Genomic DNA, 16073 nt, shown 5'->3' with positions numbered 1-16073 from the left:
ATTTAAAGGAGGAATCATTGATGAGTGATAACAAAGGATTTTCCGACAAATTAAAAGGTGCAGTAAACAAAGGCAAAGGCGAAATTAAAGACCAAATTGGTAATGCTACTAATGATTCGAGTACGCAGGCTGAAGGCAAAATGGATAAAGCTAAAGGCAATATTCAAGATAAGATTGGCGATTTCAAAAATAATGATAAGAAATAAGAAAAACCCGGTTTTATGACCGGGTTTTTCTTTTTGGTTTTTTAAAAGTTTTCAAAAATTAAAGCATTCTGTTATAATAAATAACCGTGTATAAATGTTATTTATTAAGGAGCTTATAATGATAAAGAAGGCGCTTACAAAAATGGATATTCTGACCCTTGGACTTATGCTTTTTGCTTTGTTTCTGGGAGCAGGGAATATCATCTTCCCCCCTTATTTGGGTCAACTCGCCGGTGATCAATTATTTGTTGCTATTACCGGTTTTTTATTAACAGGGGTCGGTCTTCCATTATTAGGTATTCTCGCTATTGCAAAAGCGGGCGGAGATCTTCAGTCCATTGCCGGACGCGTCCATCCATTATTCGGTATCGTATTCACGTTAATTGTTTATTTAGCTATCGGTCCCTTTTTTGGAATCCCGCGTACAGCTACTGTTGCTTTTGAAATTGGTGCTTCTCCTTTTCTACCAGCCAGTTTCGCTGATTCTTTTTGGTCTTTACTAATTTTCACCTTTGTCTTTTTTGCTATTACTGTTTTGTTCGCGATGAACCCGACAAAATTAGTTGATAGAATTGGTAAAATTTTAACACCTTTATTAATAGTAGTTATTGGGCTATTGGCTATAAAAAGCTTTCTAACACCTATGGGCCCCATAAAGTCACCTATCGGAAATTACGATACGAAAGCTTTTTTTGAAAGCTTTCTACAAGGGTACCTTACGATGGATGCTATTGCCGCATTGGTTTTTGGAATTGTTATTATTCAATCTATTCGGAGCAAGGGAATTACCGATACTAGAATCATCTTAAGGACTACTGCCTATGCAGGGTTTATTGCCGCTATTGGTTTATCTGCTGTCTACTTGTCGTTAAGTTATATTGGTGCAACCAGCGTGGAAGCTATTGGCCTTCAAGATAACGGCGGCATTATTATCGCTATGGCGGCACGTGTTTTGTATGGAGAAATTGGAGGAATTATCCTATCTGCAGCAATCACCTTTGCTTGTCTGACGACTTCCATCGGTTTAGTATCTGCTACCGCTCAGTTTTTCTTCAAGATTTTACCTAAGTTTTCTTATATCACTTATGTATTTTTGTTCGCATCGTTTTCTGCTACCATTGCAAATGTCGGCTTAACACAGTTGATCGCTATTTCTCTACCGGTGTTACTGGCTATTTACCCTGTAGCCATCGTTCTTGTAGTATTGTCATTTTTTGACCATGTATTTTACAGAAAACCTTTCGTTTATACAATTGCTCTTTCTGTAACTGCAGTTGTCAGTATTTTCGATGCCTTACGTTCAACTGGGATTGCTTTCGAACAAATAGATTCAATTTTCCAGTATTTACTGTTTTTTGAACAAGGGATTGGCTGGATTCTCCCAGCTGTCATCGGAACTTTAATAGGAATTATAATTGCGCGTTCTACACATAGTAAAAACTAAAAGAGCTTTCCCGATTACTATCGGGAAAGCTCTTTTGAATTTAAAATAGTCTTTGTGTTGGTAGGTTTTTATCGTCTTTATTTTTTTGACTCTCAATATCGCGATGTTCGTGGGGATTTGCGCCTTCTTTAAAATCACCTTGTCGGTTTTTCATCAGTTTCTCTTCTTCAGAGTCTCTTCCAAACGGAGCTGGGCCTAAATTTGGATCTGCGCCTGGCGAAGGTTCATCTTGCCGATTATTGACACCCTCTTCGTGTAATAGATTTTCCGCACCTTCTTTTGTTTGAAGAGCTGGTTCATGATCTAGTTCTTTCTCGAGAGTAGAACCTTCATCCTTTTTCAGCCCACTGGTCGGGTGAATTTCATCACCCTTTAAGCGAGAATCCTGCAGACGATCATTGTCACTAGAACGTACATGTTGGTCTTCTCTAGAAACTTCTCGTGCGTAAATTTCATCAGATCCAGGATTGCTTGTTTGGTGACGAGTGACTGTTCCGGAACTAGGCGTACCAGCAGTTCCTTCTTCTAGATTTATTGAGCTATTTGAATCATCGAAAGACGAAAAATTTTCATCTTCACCTGATCTTCCTTCTCCGTCCGTATAAAGAAGAACTGCACCTTTTTCAATTTTACGTTCATAATCATCTGTTCTCTCTTTACTCATATTAAAACGGTCTAATTCTTTTCTTACAACGTCTTTTCCACTTAGCAGCGTTTTAAAGCGATTGGAAAAAGAGTTTGCCTGATTCGCATGAACCCCTTTGCTACCTGCAGAGTCAATTACTTCTCTATCATTGGCCATCACATGAATATCTTCATCACGATAACCCTTTGTTTTCAATGACTCAATTACTGTTTCCATTTCTGACTTGCTGTAAACGATCTCAAATTCACGATTTCCTGATTTCATTTTATTAAACCTCCTGTGTACTGTTATTGTCTTTATCTACCTCATCATCGCAATCTTCTAAACCTGCAAAACTGCTTAATTCTTACACGAGAGCTGAAGATACAGTAAAGTTTTATTTATATTTCTTATCGCTCTGGCTATGTTTTTCAGCTTCACTAGAACCGCCTCTAGCTTTTTCAACTTCAGGATTTTCCTGAGTAGTAAATGAATTGTGTCTTTCGTCTTGAATTAATGTAGGGTCTTGTTGGAATGTTTCTCCTCGTTCAAAGCGGTCTTCTTGTTCATCAAAATTATTATCGACAGAATTAATGAATTGCTGTCTTTGCGAATCATTTGTTTTTTCTTTTTCTGCACTTACTTCGTTAACAGAAATCGTATCGAGTATCGTTTCTTCATCTTTATCTTGGTAGAGAATAATTCCGCCTTTTGCAAGATCTGCAGTATACCGTGCGGTTTCCGTTTCTGAGAGCTTTAATGATTTTACTCCTTCACGAACACCACTGTCTCCAGAAATGAATCCTTTAAATTTGTCAGTAAACGTATCAACTTCTTGTTTATCAAATGAATACTCTTCAAAATGCGATGTGTCTTTAGCCATGATATGAAGATTCTGCTCCTTATAGCCTTGGCTTTTTAATTCCCCAATTTTTTTCTGCAAATCACTTTCTGAGAAAACTACTGCCAGCACTTTAGTGTGTGAACTCATTTGAAAACCTCCGTCAATTTAATAGACTATTATAAGTAATGTTTACCCCTTATTGGGCATCCAATAAACTATTTTGTCATTAGAGTAAGAAAAATCTCTTCTTCACTAGTTACGATTTGTCAAATCGTGTATTTGTTTTTATTACTAGTAATCGTAGAAAAGAAGATTAGACAGAAACATTAATTTATTCCTATATAATAGTTCAATAGATCTATTTAAAAAGCTATTTTCATTTTTTCGCATTCAACATTTACCGAAGTAGGCATATTTTACCTTTTTTTCATTTTCTCATAATTCTAATATAAAAAGCAGTTTATTTCGAAAATTGATGATATCATAGCTTAAAGACATAAATCAAAGTGAAAAACAGGATGTGGAGGCGGCAATCATTGTACTTGGTGATCTATTTTCTTCTTACTTTTCAGATGGACCGAGGAAGGTCGAAAACATCTCTCCTACATGGCTAACGGAAGTACTGCCCTTGCAACAAGAAAGGAGAGCAGTAATGGACACGGGAATGCGTTTAAAATACCATCGTTTAAAACAGAAAATTAGCTTAGAAGAATTCTCCTCTGGCATACTGTCTCCCAGAGAGCTGAAAAAAATTGAAAGTGGCGTTAAAGACCCAGCGTTAAAAGAACTGGAAGCTTTGTGCAAAAAGTTGACTATTCCGCTGGCACCAAAAGATAACCCCATTGGAAAAGTTCTTGTAAAAAACTTTAAAAACTCATTATTACATCCGCACAACAAAGCCGAAATTATGGAACAGTACAACGACATCCAAGGCCATCCTTTACTGAGCGCTGATGAAGATGTGGAACTTGAGTACTCCATTCAACAAATTCGGTATTTCATTATTACTGGCGACCTAGATAGTGCCGAAGAAAAAATTAAAGAAATGGACCGTTTCAGAGAATTTATGAGTCAGGAACAGTTTTATTTATTCCATAAATACATCGGAAACTACAATTATATTCTCAACGATTTTGAAAAGGCCTTAAAAACCTATTTCGTTGCAGAAAAAATTGCACCGAATACGATTTCTGCTTCAGAACTTGGTGATCTTTATTATTCAATCGGCATCTCCAGTACGAAGTGTAGAGAAACAGAAATGGCTTTTAAGTATTCCGAAATGGCTCTGAAAATTTATCAGCAGGAATTCATTCCTAAACGCATTGTGGAATGCCATTTGAATATCGCAATTACTCATCAGCATTTCGGCAATTTCCGAATGTCGATGGAGCATTATAAAAACGCATTAACTATCGGCAATAAGTTAGAAATTGATATTTTACGCTTTACGACAGAATTTAATTTAGGATATTCATATTTCTTGTTTCAAAACTATGAGCTTTCAATTATTCATATGGAAAATTCATTGAAATACATTCATCCAGAATATACTGCTGACCTTTTGTTAAGTTATTGCATTTTAATTAAATGCCAATACGAGGTAGAGAATTTTGATGCTGCAAAGGAATGGATCCGCAAAGGCTCAGAACTTGTCGAAAACAAAAAACTAAATATCGATTCACCTACTAATCACATTTTTAAAGAAGCCTATATTGAATTTGTATGTTTGGTACATCTTTTGAACGAGGACTACGAAAAATTTGGAGAATTCGTTCTAAGCCAGTTGATCCCCAGCCTCGAAGCAACAAATAATTACTTCGAAAGTGGCTATTATTTCGGTCACTTGGGCAGAATCCACTATGAACAAGGACGTTACAAAGAATCAGCTGAAATTATGAACAAAGCAAGAGAATCATATAAGAATATTAATACTTTATCTAGGGAGTGAAAGTGATGAAAAAAGGCATAACGATTTTGTTCTTCTCTATTCTTGCAATAAGTAGTTTATCAGTTGGTGATAATTTCAATTTAAGTGATGAAGTTGCCGTTCAAGCTCGTGTTCCTGAGCCTTGGTCTACCGGTACTGAAGTTGCCGTTCAAGCTCGTGTTCCTGAGCCTTGGTCTATTGGCACTGAAGTTGCTGTTCAAGCTCGCGTTCCTGAGCCTTGGTCTACCGGTACTGAAGTTGCCGTTCAAGCTCGTGTTCCTGAGCCTTGGTCTATTGGCACTGAAGTTGCTGTTCAAGCTCGCGTTCCTGAGCCTTGGTCTATTGGCACTGAAGTTGCTGTTCAAGCTCGCGTTCCTGAGCCTTGGTCTATTGGCACTGAAGTTGCTGTTCAAGCTCGCGTTCCTGAGCCTTGGTCTATTAAAACTCAGCAAGTATAATTTTTTTGCTATCTTATCAAGCTGCCGCTTTTTTATAACGGCAGCTTTTTTATTCTACTCAAAACTTAGCTTCGTTAGAACAAGAAGACATCCAAGGATGAGTTAATCCTTGGATGCCTTCTTGTTTACCGTTCTTTTTTTATTGATTTTGTTTTTTGTCTATTAGACATTCATCAACAAAACGCTTGAAAATATTCATGGAAGCTTCGTCTCCTTGAAGAGCAAATTCTTCTGGATGCCATTGAATACCCATAGCAAACTGATGATTTTTGCTTTCCAGCGCTTCTACAAGACCATCAGCAGCATGAGCTGCTACTGTCAATTGATCTGAAACATCTTTCACTCCTTGATGATGGAAAGAATTCACGTTGAATTTTTTCTCCTTCATGATGTCGTATAATAGACTTTCATCTTCTAAAGTTACGGAATGTGTACGATGAGTTCGCATGGCATTCTGCTTATGCTGATGTAAATTTCCTTCGAATTGAGATTCTAAATCTTGATAATTAGTCCCACCTAGTGAGATGTTAAACATTTGCAGTCCGCGACACATGCCGATAAAAGGCTTATCTAACTCTAGAAATTTTAAGATTAATTCTTTTTCATATTCGTCACTGCCGGGATAAACAGCGCCGAGACGTAAATGAGGCTCTTCTCCATATAGCGTCGGATTAATATCCCCTCCGCCAGTAACAATCAGTCCATCTAATCGCTCACATAGCAACGGAATATCTTCTCTGTCTACGATAGGAACAATCAACGGCAACCCTCCTGCTCGAAGAATGGCTCTACCGTACACTGGGTCTAGCGAATAAGTCTGATCTTCTTCTACACGTGCCGTTATACCAATTACCGGTTTATCTTTTGCTACCATCATTTTTTCCTCTTCTCTATTTGTTCATATCCTCCTATATACCCTATCCAGTAAAATCAATAAACATTTAAGGGATTCAGCATTATGCTGAATCCCTTAAATGTTTATTTTTATTGGTTTTTCAGGAAAACTCTTTAAACGAAAAACCCTTCTCATAATGGGTTTTTAAAACAGTCTATTTTTTCTTCCTCTGCAATAGGATGGAATCGAAACTTGAGTAAGTCAATTCGGTCGTCCTTGTCTATTTCCACGCCTTCTTCTTGCAGCGTTTTTCTTTGAAAAAATCGAGCCTCTTCATTCCGTAGAACAATTTGACCTTTAGCGTTAACAATTCGATGCCATGGCAAACTATGCTTGGCACTCATGCTGTGCAATATTCTCGTTACTTGTCTGGCTCCACGCGGGCTTCCAGCAGCCGCTGCGACTTGGCCATAAGTCATAATTTTACCCAGCGGAATTTGTTTGATAATTCTTAAAGCTCTTTCAGTAAAAGTCTGCATCCGTTTCATCCGTCCCACCAAAATCTTTATAAGGCTTTTTTCTTTTGTTGTTCGACTTTTGCCAATAAACTTCCCGTTTTATATTCCTTCAGAAGTTGCTGCGCACATTCATATAATGGCAGATTCCCTGTTTCTACTGCAAGTCCATTACTTTCAGCGTGTACATACTTATAATACTCTATCATTCTATCGAGCAATTCCTCAAAACCTTCAAGTGATTGTTCATTTTCATGCTCTAATGGACGCGTTAAATCGACTCCGGTCGCTTCGTTGAGATAGAGAAACTTCATCTGATCCATATTAGCAACTGTGTGATCAAATAGTTGCTGGTTCTTATCCAAGCGATAAAAATTTCTCCAAAAAACAAAAATCTCTTTTGCCACTCCCAACTTCTTCGCTCCAAGAGACGCATTAAGTCCCTCTATTACACAAATTTCATACATAATCTTTCTTAGAGATTTTTTATATTCTCTTTCCACTACACCTTTATATTGCATATACTTCATCATTATACCTCCCCCAAATAATTTAGCTCTTATGTCTGCCGAATTAACATGATCATCAAATGTTTCCATATCTCCGAATAACGTCTTCTTCTTCTAATGACACCAAATTATCATAGGTTTGTTGATCATGTATTTGTTGCCCAATATAAAACACGGCAGGTTCGCAATTAGCAATTTCTTTTTTTATCTCTTGTTTCTCATTTTCTTCTACTTGAAAGTCTCCACCTAAATGAAAGAAGACATAGTAGTTTTCTTCTCCCCATTCAGCTATTTTTAACAATAAGGTCCGCATAGTCATTTCATTGTCCACTTCAGATAAACTGCCCCCAAGATGATAATAAATCGTATCGCCCATTGTCAGAACATAGCATGCTGATACTAGCTTGTTTTCGTGAAAGGCACCAAATAAGTGTAGGTTAGATCCCATTGAACCAATCAATGTTTCAAAGTAATCATTGGTAAAAAAATAATAGCTATCCGCTTCTTCTCTTCTTCTAGCCGCTGCGTAATACAACACTAGAAATTCAAACAGATGACGCACAGTTCCAAGCTTTTTTACTATTAATTCTGAAGCATTATCAACATCTTCTTTATTTGGCAGAAGTAATTTTTGAGGAAGGGTAAAATGAGCTTTTAAGTTGATTGTGTACGTTTCAAATAATGAAGAAATTTTTAAATGAGTTCCGAAAAATTGAGCATTTTCTTTCAGCGGATGAAAACGTACATATTCGGCAATGATTTTCTCATTCTGACAATACGTCATAAAAGATTTTCTGAAATTAGCCGTCAAGTTAGCAACATTTTTCTCCACGTTCAATATAGGTCCTCCATAACCAAATGGCGTTGTAACATCAAAATAAGTGATATCTCCGTCATTTACTACCCTTTTGATAAAAGGGTAAGCGACCTCACCATCATCATCTTTATAGTAAAAAAGCAAAGCTTCTCCTGGATCTAATTTTAGAGCTCCCAAAAAATATTGACTTGTATAATAAATGTCTGTTATTTGTAATTTATCAAGAATTTTTTGCCAGCGACTACGATCTTGTATCGCGATCAGTTCATACATTCATTCCACCCCTGCTCTACCTAGAAAATTACTTAAATACTGTCTGTAATTGGCGATTTTTTTTCCGTATGTTTCTATCTCTAGCATTTGCCGTTTTTTTCACTGAATGGGTGCTAGCTATTAAAAGGATGCTACTAATAAAACCAAAAGTACCAGCTATCGCTATCTTCATTAGTAACTCTTTCTGACTAAACTCTTTACTCCCATTTTCAGGAAATGCCTGTGAAATGATAGTGACCGGATTTGTTTGAAAAGAATCACTTACTTTAGTTTGAAAAACAGCTGCTACTGCATTAGCAATGCTAACTGACTCCTGACTACTAGCAGAAGAAACAGTAACCGTTAACACCCGAGAGTTACTGGCATAGCTCACAAGAATTTGTCCACGAAGAGCAGAAACAGATCTTTTTAACGTCAGATCTTTACTAACTTGATCCAGTACTTCCGAGCTTTCAATAAAAGCTGCATATGCTTCTATCATTCGGGAATCTATCTGCTTATTTTCCTTTAGCTGGTTTGATAATACCGATTGTGAATTTTCCACGAGCAATTGGCTAGACGCCTGATATTCTGAATCAATGATAAAAACAAAAATCAAGGAGGCTGTCAGCATTAGAAAAAAAGTAAAGCTGAGCGAAAAGTAGATTTGCTTTTTATAACTTGCCAATAAATACGCAATGATCTTTCTGCTTTTCACTAGATTTACCTCCTTGTGCTCAATAACAGCATGAATTTTATTTTTATTTCTAAAAATTCAGATTATTATAGTTCATTTATATCATATTTAGGTGGTTCAATCTACACTTTTAAGGATATTTTTAAAATAATTATTAATAAAAATAAGTATTTAGTCCAAAGACATGAATTTTATTTTATATTTTTATTCCAAATTAGGTAATTAGAATTAATTAAATTAACCGCTACTGAAGACTTACCTGTTAAGTTTAACCCCACGAAGTTCGTGTCTCATTCTTATTAACTTGTGGCAATTGCCTTGATTCCTATAGATGTTTACCTAGCTAGTGTTAACTTGTTCGTGATTAACCGATCAACACAGATAGAACTATGGTTTGTCCCTTCACCATTAAGAATTTTTCTTCAGCTATATAAGTCCAGACGTACCAAAAAAGCAGGGGTCCCGGAAGTCTCTAAAATAAAACAGACGCAGAAAAAGGTTCTTTTTCTGCGTCTGTTTTATTGAATAGCTCGCTCAGAATCCTGAACTAGGCCTGTATTTTTTGGATTTCCTGAAAGTAACGTCGCTTCTCTAAACTTTTTTCTTTTGTAGAAAGAACTTTTTTAGAGTTAAAATGGCTATGGCTGTGCTCACTGAAAGTACCTTTGGCGACGGGCATTAAACTATCTTTTAGCATGCAAAAGGGACTGCATCCTAATAGTCATTTTATGACCTTTTAGGCAGTCCCTTTCGTCTATAAACAAATTTAATTAACTTAAACCTTTGAATTTTTTATTGCGAAAATGGATTTGTTGTTCTGTTCACGGTAAGATTTATTTTCGAAAAAGTTAAAAATTCATCCTTTACTCTTTCCACAAGCCAATGATGCCATTTCTACGATAAATAATTTCTTTTGACTCCAAAGTCTTTAACACTTTTGTCAAAGTTTGATGTGAAATGTTAATATCTGCTGTAATTTCCTTGATCGTTTTGAAAAGTACACCTTCTGACGAACTATTCCTCAGAAAATAGTTTATGAACTTCTCTCCCGTTTCTGCCGTCTTTTCAGTTTCTGATGAAAAATACTCCCGGCATTCACTTAAGATTTTCTCTTCCGAAAAATTTTCTGTTCTACTGTGCATAAGATTTTCCAATATTTTCATCTAACCACCTCCAAAAATTGCAGCCCATCGAAGCGTGCTTACTATCTCTATACCCTTCCACTCTAAAGATATACATACTATTTCATATAATACTGATAATTCCAAAACCATATAAAAATACCCATTAAAAGGTTTTCTAAATAAAAAAACAACCAACAGAAATATATTCTGTTGGTTGTTTTGCAATTTCGTAAATTTCATTTTTTTAAGTTAAACGACTTAGTATTATCATTTTTTCATTGCGTCTTGAATAAAATCTTTTAATACATGTATTCCCATCACACAATCATTTAGACTAGACCACTCTTTTGGATTGTGGCTAATACCACCTTTGCTTCTGACAAAAAGCATAGCTACTGGAATAAAGCGCCCCAGATTCATGGCATCGTGACCAGCTCCACTCGGAATATAAGTTGGCGAAATTCCAAACTTATTTAAAGAAATGGCCAAGCGTTTCTGCAAATCTTTAGCAATCGGCACTGGCTGAATTCGCGTATTCAATTTAACTGTTACGTGAATGTCATTTTTGGCAGCAACTTTTTCAGCTTGTTCTATGAGTTGATCAATGAGTTGATCTCTTGGTGCTTCGTTTATATCTCGAATATCGACAAGTAATTTTACTTTTTCAGGAATTACATTTGCACCGTTTGGAAAAACATCCATTTTTCCAACGGTCGCTACTGCGGTTTCACTAACTGTTTTGGGAAACTGAGGAATCGATTGAATAAATTCCGCTGCCGCTATTAGGCAGTCTTTTCTGCCAATCATTGGCGTATTTCCAGCATGTCCGGCTTCCCCAGCAAATTCCACAGCAAGCCAAGCAGGTCCTGCAATGCCACTGACAATTCCGACTGGTTGATTTACTATTTCTAGTTTTTTTCCTTGTTCGATATGTACTTCTACAAACAATTCCAATTCAGCCAAATCTCTACCTGCAGCTTTAAATGCTTCCAGTGTACTGCCGTAATGCGTTAATACTTGTTCTAGCGTGTCCCCGTTATAATCTCTTAGTTGTGCCATTTCTTCTTCAGAAATAGTACCCGTCATCGCCTGACTTCCTGTTAATCCACTGTTAAATCGTGATCCTTCCTCGTCAGAAAAAATAATGACTTCATACGGTTTTTGAGGAATGTATCCCTCTTCTTTCCATGATTCTGCAACTTCTAATGCCGATAAAACGCCCAACGGACCATCAAAATTACCACCATTTGGCACACTGTCGACATGGGAACCCGACGCAATGGCTGGATGATTGTTCTTTCCTTCCAATCGAGCCGTGACATTTCCTGCCCCGTCTTCGGAAACCGTTAATCCCGCTTCAGCCATCCACTTTTTAACGAGAACTTTTGCTTCTTTTTCTTCATTTGAGAAACCAGGTCGTTTGACTCCGCCAACTTGAACAAATCCTATTTGAGACAATTCAACTAATCGTTTCGCAATACGTTTGCCGTTAATGCCTGAATGATCAAGTTTTGTATCGTAATCTTTTAATAACTCTTCATATAAAGGATTATCATTAGTAGTACTCATAACTTCCTCCTTAGTTTTTAACTAGTAGCCTGTGTATTATTTAGTTAAAAAAGACCACGCATATTGTGCATAAAGTTCTGCACCTGTTGTCAATGCATCTTCATCCACATTAAACTTCCCGTGATGATGCGCCCATTGCGTATCTTTTTCTGCGTTGCCGCTTCCGACTAACGCAAAGCTTCCGGGAACTTCATCTAAGTAAAATGAAAAATCTTCTCCACCCATTGTGGGTTCTTCATTATAAATAGCATCTTTTCCAAATGCTTCGATTGCTACTCTTTGGACCAATTGGGCACTTTCAGTTCCATTTATAACAGCTTGTGTACCTCTAATATAGTCAACTTCTGCAGTACCTCCGTAAATTGCAGCTGTATGATCCGCATAAACTTGTAACTGCTTTTCGATATGATCACGGATTGAGGGATCGAAACACCTGACCGTTCCTTCAATTTCAGCATTTTCAGCAATAATGTTAAACCGAGTTCCTACGACCATTTTCCCAATGGTTACTACTGCTGACTGCATGGGATCAACTGTACGAGAGACCACTGATTGTACATTCATTACGAATGAAGAAGCGATAATTGCCGCGTCAATGCATGCTTGCGGCATCGCTCCGTGTCCACCCTGTCCTTTAAACCGCACGTTAAAAATGTCTGCTGAGGCAAATGCAGGTCCTGGATTACAGGCCACTTTGCTGGTAGCTCCTTGAGACCAAATATGAATACCAAAAACGTTATCAACTCCATCTACAGCTCCTTGCTTGACCATTGCTTTAGCACCCGTTGCGACTTCTTCAGCAGGCTGAAAAATAAATCGAACATTGCCCGGAATTTCTTCTTTAACACTGACCAGTGCTTTAGCTGCTGATAAGAGCATGGCCGTATGAGCATCGTGTCCACATGCATGCATTTTGCCAAGATTTTTGGATTTGTACGGCAAGTCTGTATTTAGTTCTTCAACAGACAAAGCGTCCATATCCGCACGTAACGCGACAGTCTGTCCTTGTTTCCCACCTCTTAGCTCCCCAATAACACCAGTTGGCTCTGTCAGGCGTGCATCGATGCCAAGTTCAGTTAAGTAATTATAAACAAATTGAGAAGTTTCAAATTCCTGCCATGACAATTCGGGCTCACTGTGAAGCTTTTGACGTATTTGAATCATTTCGGCATTATTTTCTATAATGGCGTTTTTTATTGTTTGATTGATCATCTTCAATTCACTCCACTTTCTATTTTACCGTACTTAATAGGTTGAAGAATCAACACGGTGTTGCCGTTTATAGAAACCCGACAAATATTCCAGCTAATATAACAGAAACAATTGTGACCGTAATAAAGCCTGCCACTAGCATTGGCGGCAACATATGACTTGTTAGAACTTCGCGTTCTTCTTCGTCTTTAGTCAAGGAATTGATGACTTCTACCGTAATAATATAATCTGCTGGGAAACCGTAAAGAGCAGTCAAAGAAACTGCAAAGGCCATTTCTTTACTAACTTTCAGAAGCTTACCGACGATTAATGAAAAAATGTACATTCCTGCAACACCAATAACAATACAGCCAATAAGCGGATACATTATTTCTACCATCATGCTTGGGGTAGCATTTTTTAAGCCATCAAAAATAAATAGCAATAAGCCCATAATCGCAAATCCAAAACCATTCGCTTTTTGTAGTGGGTGGCGTTCTAAGAAACCAATGCTACGCGCGATAACACCAAACAATAGACATAAAACGAAAGGACTGATTTCTACTACCGGAGCTATTAGAACAGAAGTTAAATAAGCAAGATAACCAACAAAAGCTAAGCGGAAAAACTTAAAGAAGTCGGTATTGTATTTATCCGGCATCTTCGCAAACATCCGTGGTTCTTTAACTGGCTTCCCTATAGTTTCTTGTTGTTCGCCAGGCATTTGCTTAGCTGTCAGTTCGTTATTTCTGTACCTCTTCAAAAGGTTTTTGCCTTCTCTTTTCAACATAATTGAGGTCAATGGATATCCTGCAAATCCTTGTACGACATAAATGACGATTGCAAAGACGGCTAATGTTGGAAGTCCTGCAGCAGCAGCTCCTTCTGACATGATCAAAGCAGATACCAATCCTCCGACTAGAGGTGGAATAGCAACTACCACAGTTTCAAAATCGAATAACAAAGTACCGATGCCAAATAACGCGGCAATGATTCCTAAAATACCTGATATCGCAATTAAGATTGTTTTCCACTGACTTTTTAATTCTTGCAAAGACAATAAAGTGCCCATATTTGTGATTAGTAAATAAATAAGCATGACGGCAACAGCCGGTGGAACTCCTGCAAGCGTAACAATTTCAGGAGGAAAGAATGTCCAAAATCCGAGTAAGAACAAAACTCCACTGACAAAAATCGAAGGAATCCATGCTTTTGTGCGAATTGAAACTGCTTCGCCTATAAATAATACTAAAATCAAAATTGCTAATGCCAGCATCTGAGACATACTTGTTTCCTCCTTTTTCTTTTTCAGCGAACAAACTTTTAGTATTTCGCTGAATTTTTCTTAATATCAAAATAGTAGCACAATATAACTCAATAATGAATGGAATAAAAAGACTATTCCAAAATAATATTCTTTTTAGTTTAACTGTCTTTTTTAGAAAGCGCTCCCAATCGCTATATATTGCATATTGAAATAGTTCATGCACTACTCTTGAAATGTGTACATTTCGTGAACATTGTGTAGTAAGCTTTTGCTTGAACGTTTACGCAATAACAATAAGAGGTATTTATTGAGGATAAGTGTAAATCAAAAGGAGGATTCAGCAGAATGAAAGGTAGACATTATATTAATGGTGACTGGACTGATACAGGAGATGGCAAGATTGAAGTGATAAATCCCGCAACTGGTGAAGTTGTCGGATCAGTGCCTAACGGAGGCGAACAAGAAGCCACCACTGCAATCGAGGCTGCGGCTTTAGCTTTTCCAGAATGGTCGAAAACAACTGCCTACCATCGGGCTGAACTTTTAATGAAATGGCATGATTTATTGCTCGAACACAAAAAAGAAATTGGTGAAATTCTGACGAAAGAGATGGGCAAGCCTCTTTCCGAAGCCATTGGAGAGGTAGAATATTCCGCTTCATTCGTCTCTTGGTTTGCTGAAGAAGGCAAGCGCATGTATGGTCGCACAATACCGGCGAGTAAAGAAGGCAAACGAATTCAAATTAACAAACAACCAGTTGGCGTGGTAGTATCTATTACACCTTGGAATTTTCCAGCAGCAATGATGGCAAGAAAAATGGCTCCCGCACTTGCCGCAGGGTGTACATTTGTAGCCAAACCGGCGAAAATGACACCATTGACGGCAGTCAAAATGTACGAACTTGCTATTGAAGCTGGATTTCCTAAAGGCGTCATCAACCTGGTGACTGGCAGTGCCAGCAAAATCGGTAAAGTGTTCACCAGTCATCCAGACGTCCGTAAGTTAACGTTTACCGGTTCGACTGAAATTGGTAAAGAATTAATGAAACAAGCATCAGAAACGATGTTGAACTTGTCTTTAGAACTAGGAGGTCACGCACCCATTATCGTTTTAGAAGATGCGGACATGGACTTAGCAATTGAAGGCGTTATGGCATCGAAGTTCCGAAATGCCGGACAAACTTGCGTATGTGGCAACCGCATTTATGTGCAGCAAAGCATTGTCGAAAAGTTTTCACAGAAACTTAAACAAGCTGCTGGCAACTTAAAAGTAGGCAACGGATTAGAAGAAGGCGTGCAGATAGGTCCTTTAGTCGACAAAGACGGTTATGATAAAGTTCAAAAACACGTTGACGACGCTATTGAAAAAGGAGCTAAAGTGCTTGTTGGCGGAAATGGGCGTTCAGAGAACAATGCTTATTTCTATAACCCAACAGTATTGGTTGATGCAACTTCAGATATGTTAGTCATGAATGAGGAAACTTTTGGTCCTGTTGCTCCCATTATGTCTTTTGAAACAGATGAAGAAGCCGTTAAATTAGCAAATGATACACGCTTTGGCTTGGCTGCTTACTTCTTTACTGAAAGCATGTCTCGTGGTACTTATCTATCTGAAAATCTAGATTACGGCATTGTCGGCTGGAACGATGGAGCCCCTTCTACTGCTCAGGCTCCATTTGGTGGAATGAAAGAAAGTGGTGTCGGTCGAGAAGGTGGCCAAGAAGGTTTAGATGCATTTTTGGAAACAAAGTACGTTTCAATCAAAATTTAAATTCTGCCGATAAAAAGAAGCTA

At 37.7% G+C, this 16073-nt stretch carries 16 protein-coding genes; 5 read left to right on the top strand and 11 right to left on the bottom strand.

Going from position 1 to position 16073, the window contains the following annotated elements; genetic code table 11:
- Positions 1-20: 20 nt before the first annotated feature.
- Together QMF37_RS02540 and brnQ are read left to right on the top strand one after the other, a co-directional pair.
- On the top strand, positions 21-206 hold the full coding sequence (locus QMF37_RS02540) for a CsbD family protein (RefSeq protein WP_058384693.1): 186 nt from the start codon (positions 21-23) through the stop codon (positions 204-206).
- Positions 207-324: 118 nt separating this feature from the next.
- Positions 325-1650 carry a branched-chain amino acid transport system II carrier protein gene (brnQ, locus tag QMF37_RS02535; RefSeq protein WP_078080614.1) on the top strand — a complete coding sequence of 442 codons (1326 nt, stop codon included), beginning with the start codon at positions 325-327 and terminating at the stop codon, positions 1648-1650.
- 40 nt (positions 1651-1690) lie between these two features.
- Here the strand turns inward: brnQ and QMF37_RS02530 are convergent, their stop codons facing one another.
- Both QMF37_RS02530 and QMF37_RS02525 read right to left on the bottom strand, forming a co-directional pair.
- Entirely contained in the window at positions 1691-2560 is an 870-nt protein-coding gene (locus QMF37_RS02530) for a general stress protein (protein WP_071153827.1), read from the bottom strand.
- A gap of 112 nt (positions 2561-2672) precedes the next feature.
- On the bottom strand, positions 2673-3266 hold the full coding sequence (locus QMF37_RS02525; protein WP_283476383.1) for a general stress protein: 594 nt from the start codon (positions 3264-3266) through the stop codon (positions 2673-2675).
- A gap of 505 nt (positions 3267-3771) precedes the next feature.
- Between QMF37_RS02525 and QMF37_RS02520 the strand changes: the two genes are divergently transcribed.
- Both QMF37_RS02520 and QMF37_RS02515 read left to right on the top strand, forming a co-directional pair.
- Positions 3772-5067 (top strand): helix-turn-helix domain-containing protein, encoded by a 1296-nt coding sequence (locus tag QMF37_RS02520; RefSeq protein WP_283476382.1) that lies wholly within the window; start codon positions 3772-3774, stop codon positions 5065-5067.
- Positions 5068-5072: 5 nt separating this feature from the next.
- Positions 5073-5504, top strand: coding sequence for a hypothetical protein (locus tag QMF37_RS02515; protein WP_283476381.1), 432 nt, complete (start codon positions 5073-5075; stop codon positions 5502-5504).
- Positions 5505-5643: 139 nt separating this feature from the next.
- Here QMF37_RS02515 and QMF37_RS02510 read toward each other — a convergent pair whose 3' ends face one another.
- The 9 genes from QMF37_RS02510 to QMF37_RS02470 form a co-directional block, all read right to left on the bottom strand.
- Positions 5644-6378 (bottom strand): gamma-glutamyl-gamma-aminobutyrate hydrolase family protein, encoded by a 735-nt coding sequence (locus QMF37_RS02510; RefSeq protein ID WP_058384687.1) that lies wholly within the window; start codon positions 6376-6378, stop codon positions 5644-5646.
- 152 nt (positions 6379-6530) lie between these two features.
- Entirely contained in the window at positions 6531-6878 is a 348-nt protein-coding gene (locus tag QMF37_RS02505; RefSeq protein WP_071153878.1) for an MGMT family protein, read from the bottom strand.
- A 26-nt stretch (positions 6879-6904) separates the two neighbouring features.
- Complete coding sequence (locus QMF37_RS02500; protein ID WP_245830179.1) at positions 6905-7387, bottom strand: hypothetical protein; 483 nt, start codon at positions 7385-7387, stop codon at positions 6905-6907.
- A 52-nt stretch (positions 7388-7439) separates the two neighbouring features.
- The gene (locus QMF37_RS02495) at positions 7440-8453 is read right to left on the bottom strand and encodes a GNAT family N-acetyltransferase (RefSeq protein ID WP_078080615.1); all 1014 of its coding nucleotides are present in this window, start codon (positions 8451-8453) and stop codon (positions 7440-7442) included.
- 28 nt (positions 8454-8481) lie between these two features.
- Positions 8482-9150: a YveK family protein gene (locus QMF37_RS02490; protein WP_071153834.1), complete on the bottom strand. Its 669-nt coding sequence runs from the start codon at positions 9148-9150 to the stop codon at positions 8482-8484.
- Positions 9151-9992: 842 nt separating this feature from the next.
- Positions 9993-10292, bottom strand: coding sequence for a replication/maintenance protein RepL (locus QMF37_RS02485; RefSeq protein ID WP_071153835.1), 300 nt, complete (start codon positions 10290-10292; stop codon positions 9993-9995).
- Positions 10293-10520: 228 nt separating this feature from the next.
- On the bottom strand, positions 10521-11822 hold the full coding sequence (locus QMF37_RS02480) for a M20 family metallo-hydrolase (RefSeq protein ID WP_071153836.1): 1302 nt from the start codon (positions 11820-11822) through the stop codon (positions 10521-10523).
- 36 nt (positions 11823-11858) lie between these two features.
- Positions 11859-13034: an amidohydrolase gene (locus QMF37_RS02475; protein WP_071153837.1), complete on the bottom strand. Its 1176-nt coding sequence runs from the start codon at positions 13032-13034 to the stop codon at positions 11859-11861.
- Between the two features lie 67 nt (positions 13035-13101).
- Positions 13102-14298 (bottom strand): hypothetical protein, encoded by a 1197-nt coding sequence (locus QMF37_RS02470; protein WP_071153838.1) that lies wholly within the window; start codon positions 14296-14298, stop codon positions 13102-13104.
- Positions 14299-14625: 327 nt separating this feature from the next.
- Here QMF37_RS02470 and QMF37_RS02465 point away from each other — a divergent pair, with 327 nt between their 5' ends.
- Positions 14626-16050: an NAD-dependent succinate-semialdehyde dehydrogenase gene (locus QMF37_RS02465; protein WP_071153839.1), complete on the top strand. Its 1425-nt coding sequence runs from the start codon at positions 14626-14628 to the stop codon at positions 16048-16050.
- Positions 16051-16073: the final 23 nt, after the last annotated feature.

The sequence above is a fragment of the Planococcus sp. S3-L1 genome (assembly GCF_030063085.1).
GTDB lineage: Bacteria > Bacillota > Bacilli > Bacillales_A > Planococcaceae > Planococcus > Planococcus kocurii.
Note: the sequence above shows the minus strand (reverse complement) of the source record. Positions and strands in the feature narration are given on the sequence as shown.

Excerpts from the sequence above, each read along its gene's own strand:
- QMF37_RS02540 (WP_058384693.1), top strand. The coding sequence starts at position 21 with ATGAGTGATAACAAAGGATTTTCCGACAAATTAAAAGGTGCAGTAAAC.
- brnQ (WP_078080614.1), top strand. The coding sequence starts at position 325 with ATGATAAAGAAGGCGCTTACAAAAATGGATATTCTGACCCTTGGACTT.
- QMF37_RS02530 (WP_071153827.1), bottom strand. The coding sequence starts at position 2,560 with ATGAAATCAGGAAATCGTGAATTTGAGATCGTTTACAGCAAGTCAGAA.
- QMF37_RS02525 (WP_283476383.1), bottom strand. The coding sequence starts at position 3,266 with ATGAGTTCACACACTAAAGTGCTGGCAGTAGTTTTCTCAGAAAGTGAT.
- QMF37_RS02520 (WP_283476382.1), top strand. The coding sequence starts at position 3,772 with ATGGACACGGGAATGCGTTTAAAATACCATCGTTTAAAACAGAAAATT.
- QMF37_RS02515 (WP_283476381.1), top strand. The coding sequence starts at position 5,073 with ATGAAAAAAGGCATAACGATTTTGTTCTTCTCTATTCTTGCAATAAGT.
- QMF37_RS02510 (WP_058384687.1), bottom strand. The coding sequence starts at position 6,378 with ATGGTAGCAAAAGATAAACCGGTAATTGGTATAACGGCACGTGTAGAA.
- QMF37_RS02505 (WP_071153878.1), bottom strand. The coding sequence starts at position 6,878 with ATGCAGACTTTTACTGAAAGAGCTTTAAGAATTATCAAACAAATTCCG.
- QMF37_RS02500 (WP_245830179.1), bottom strand. The coding sequence starts at position 7,387 with ATGATGAAGTATATGCAATATAAAGGTGTAGTGGAAAGAGAATATAAA.
- QMF37_RS02495 (WP_078080615.1), bottom strand. The coding sequence starts at position 8,453 with ATGTATGAACTGATCGCGATACAAGATCGTAGTCGCTGGCAAAAAATT.
- QMF37_RS02485 (WP_071153835.1), bottom strand. The coding sequence starts at position 10,292 with ATGAAAATATTGGAAAATCTTATGCACAGTAGAACAGAAAATTTTTCG.
- QMF37_RS02480 (WP_071153836.1), bottom strand. The coding sequence starts at position 11,822 with ATGAGTACTACTAATGATAATCCTTTATATGAAGAGTTATTAAAAGAT.
- QMF37_RS02475 (WP_071153837.1), bottom strand. The coding sequence starts at position 13,034 with ATGATCAATCAAACAATAAAAAACGCCATTATAGAAAATAATGCCGAA.
- QMF37_RS02470 (WP_071153838.1), bottom strand. The coding sequence starts at position 14,298 with ATGTCTCAGATGCTGGCATTAGCAATTTTGATTTTAGTATTATTTATA.
- QMF37_RS02465 (WP_071153839.1), top strand. The coding sequence starts at position 14,626 with ATGAAAGGTAGACATTATATTAATGGTGACTGGACTGATACAGGAGAT.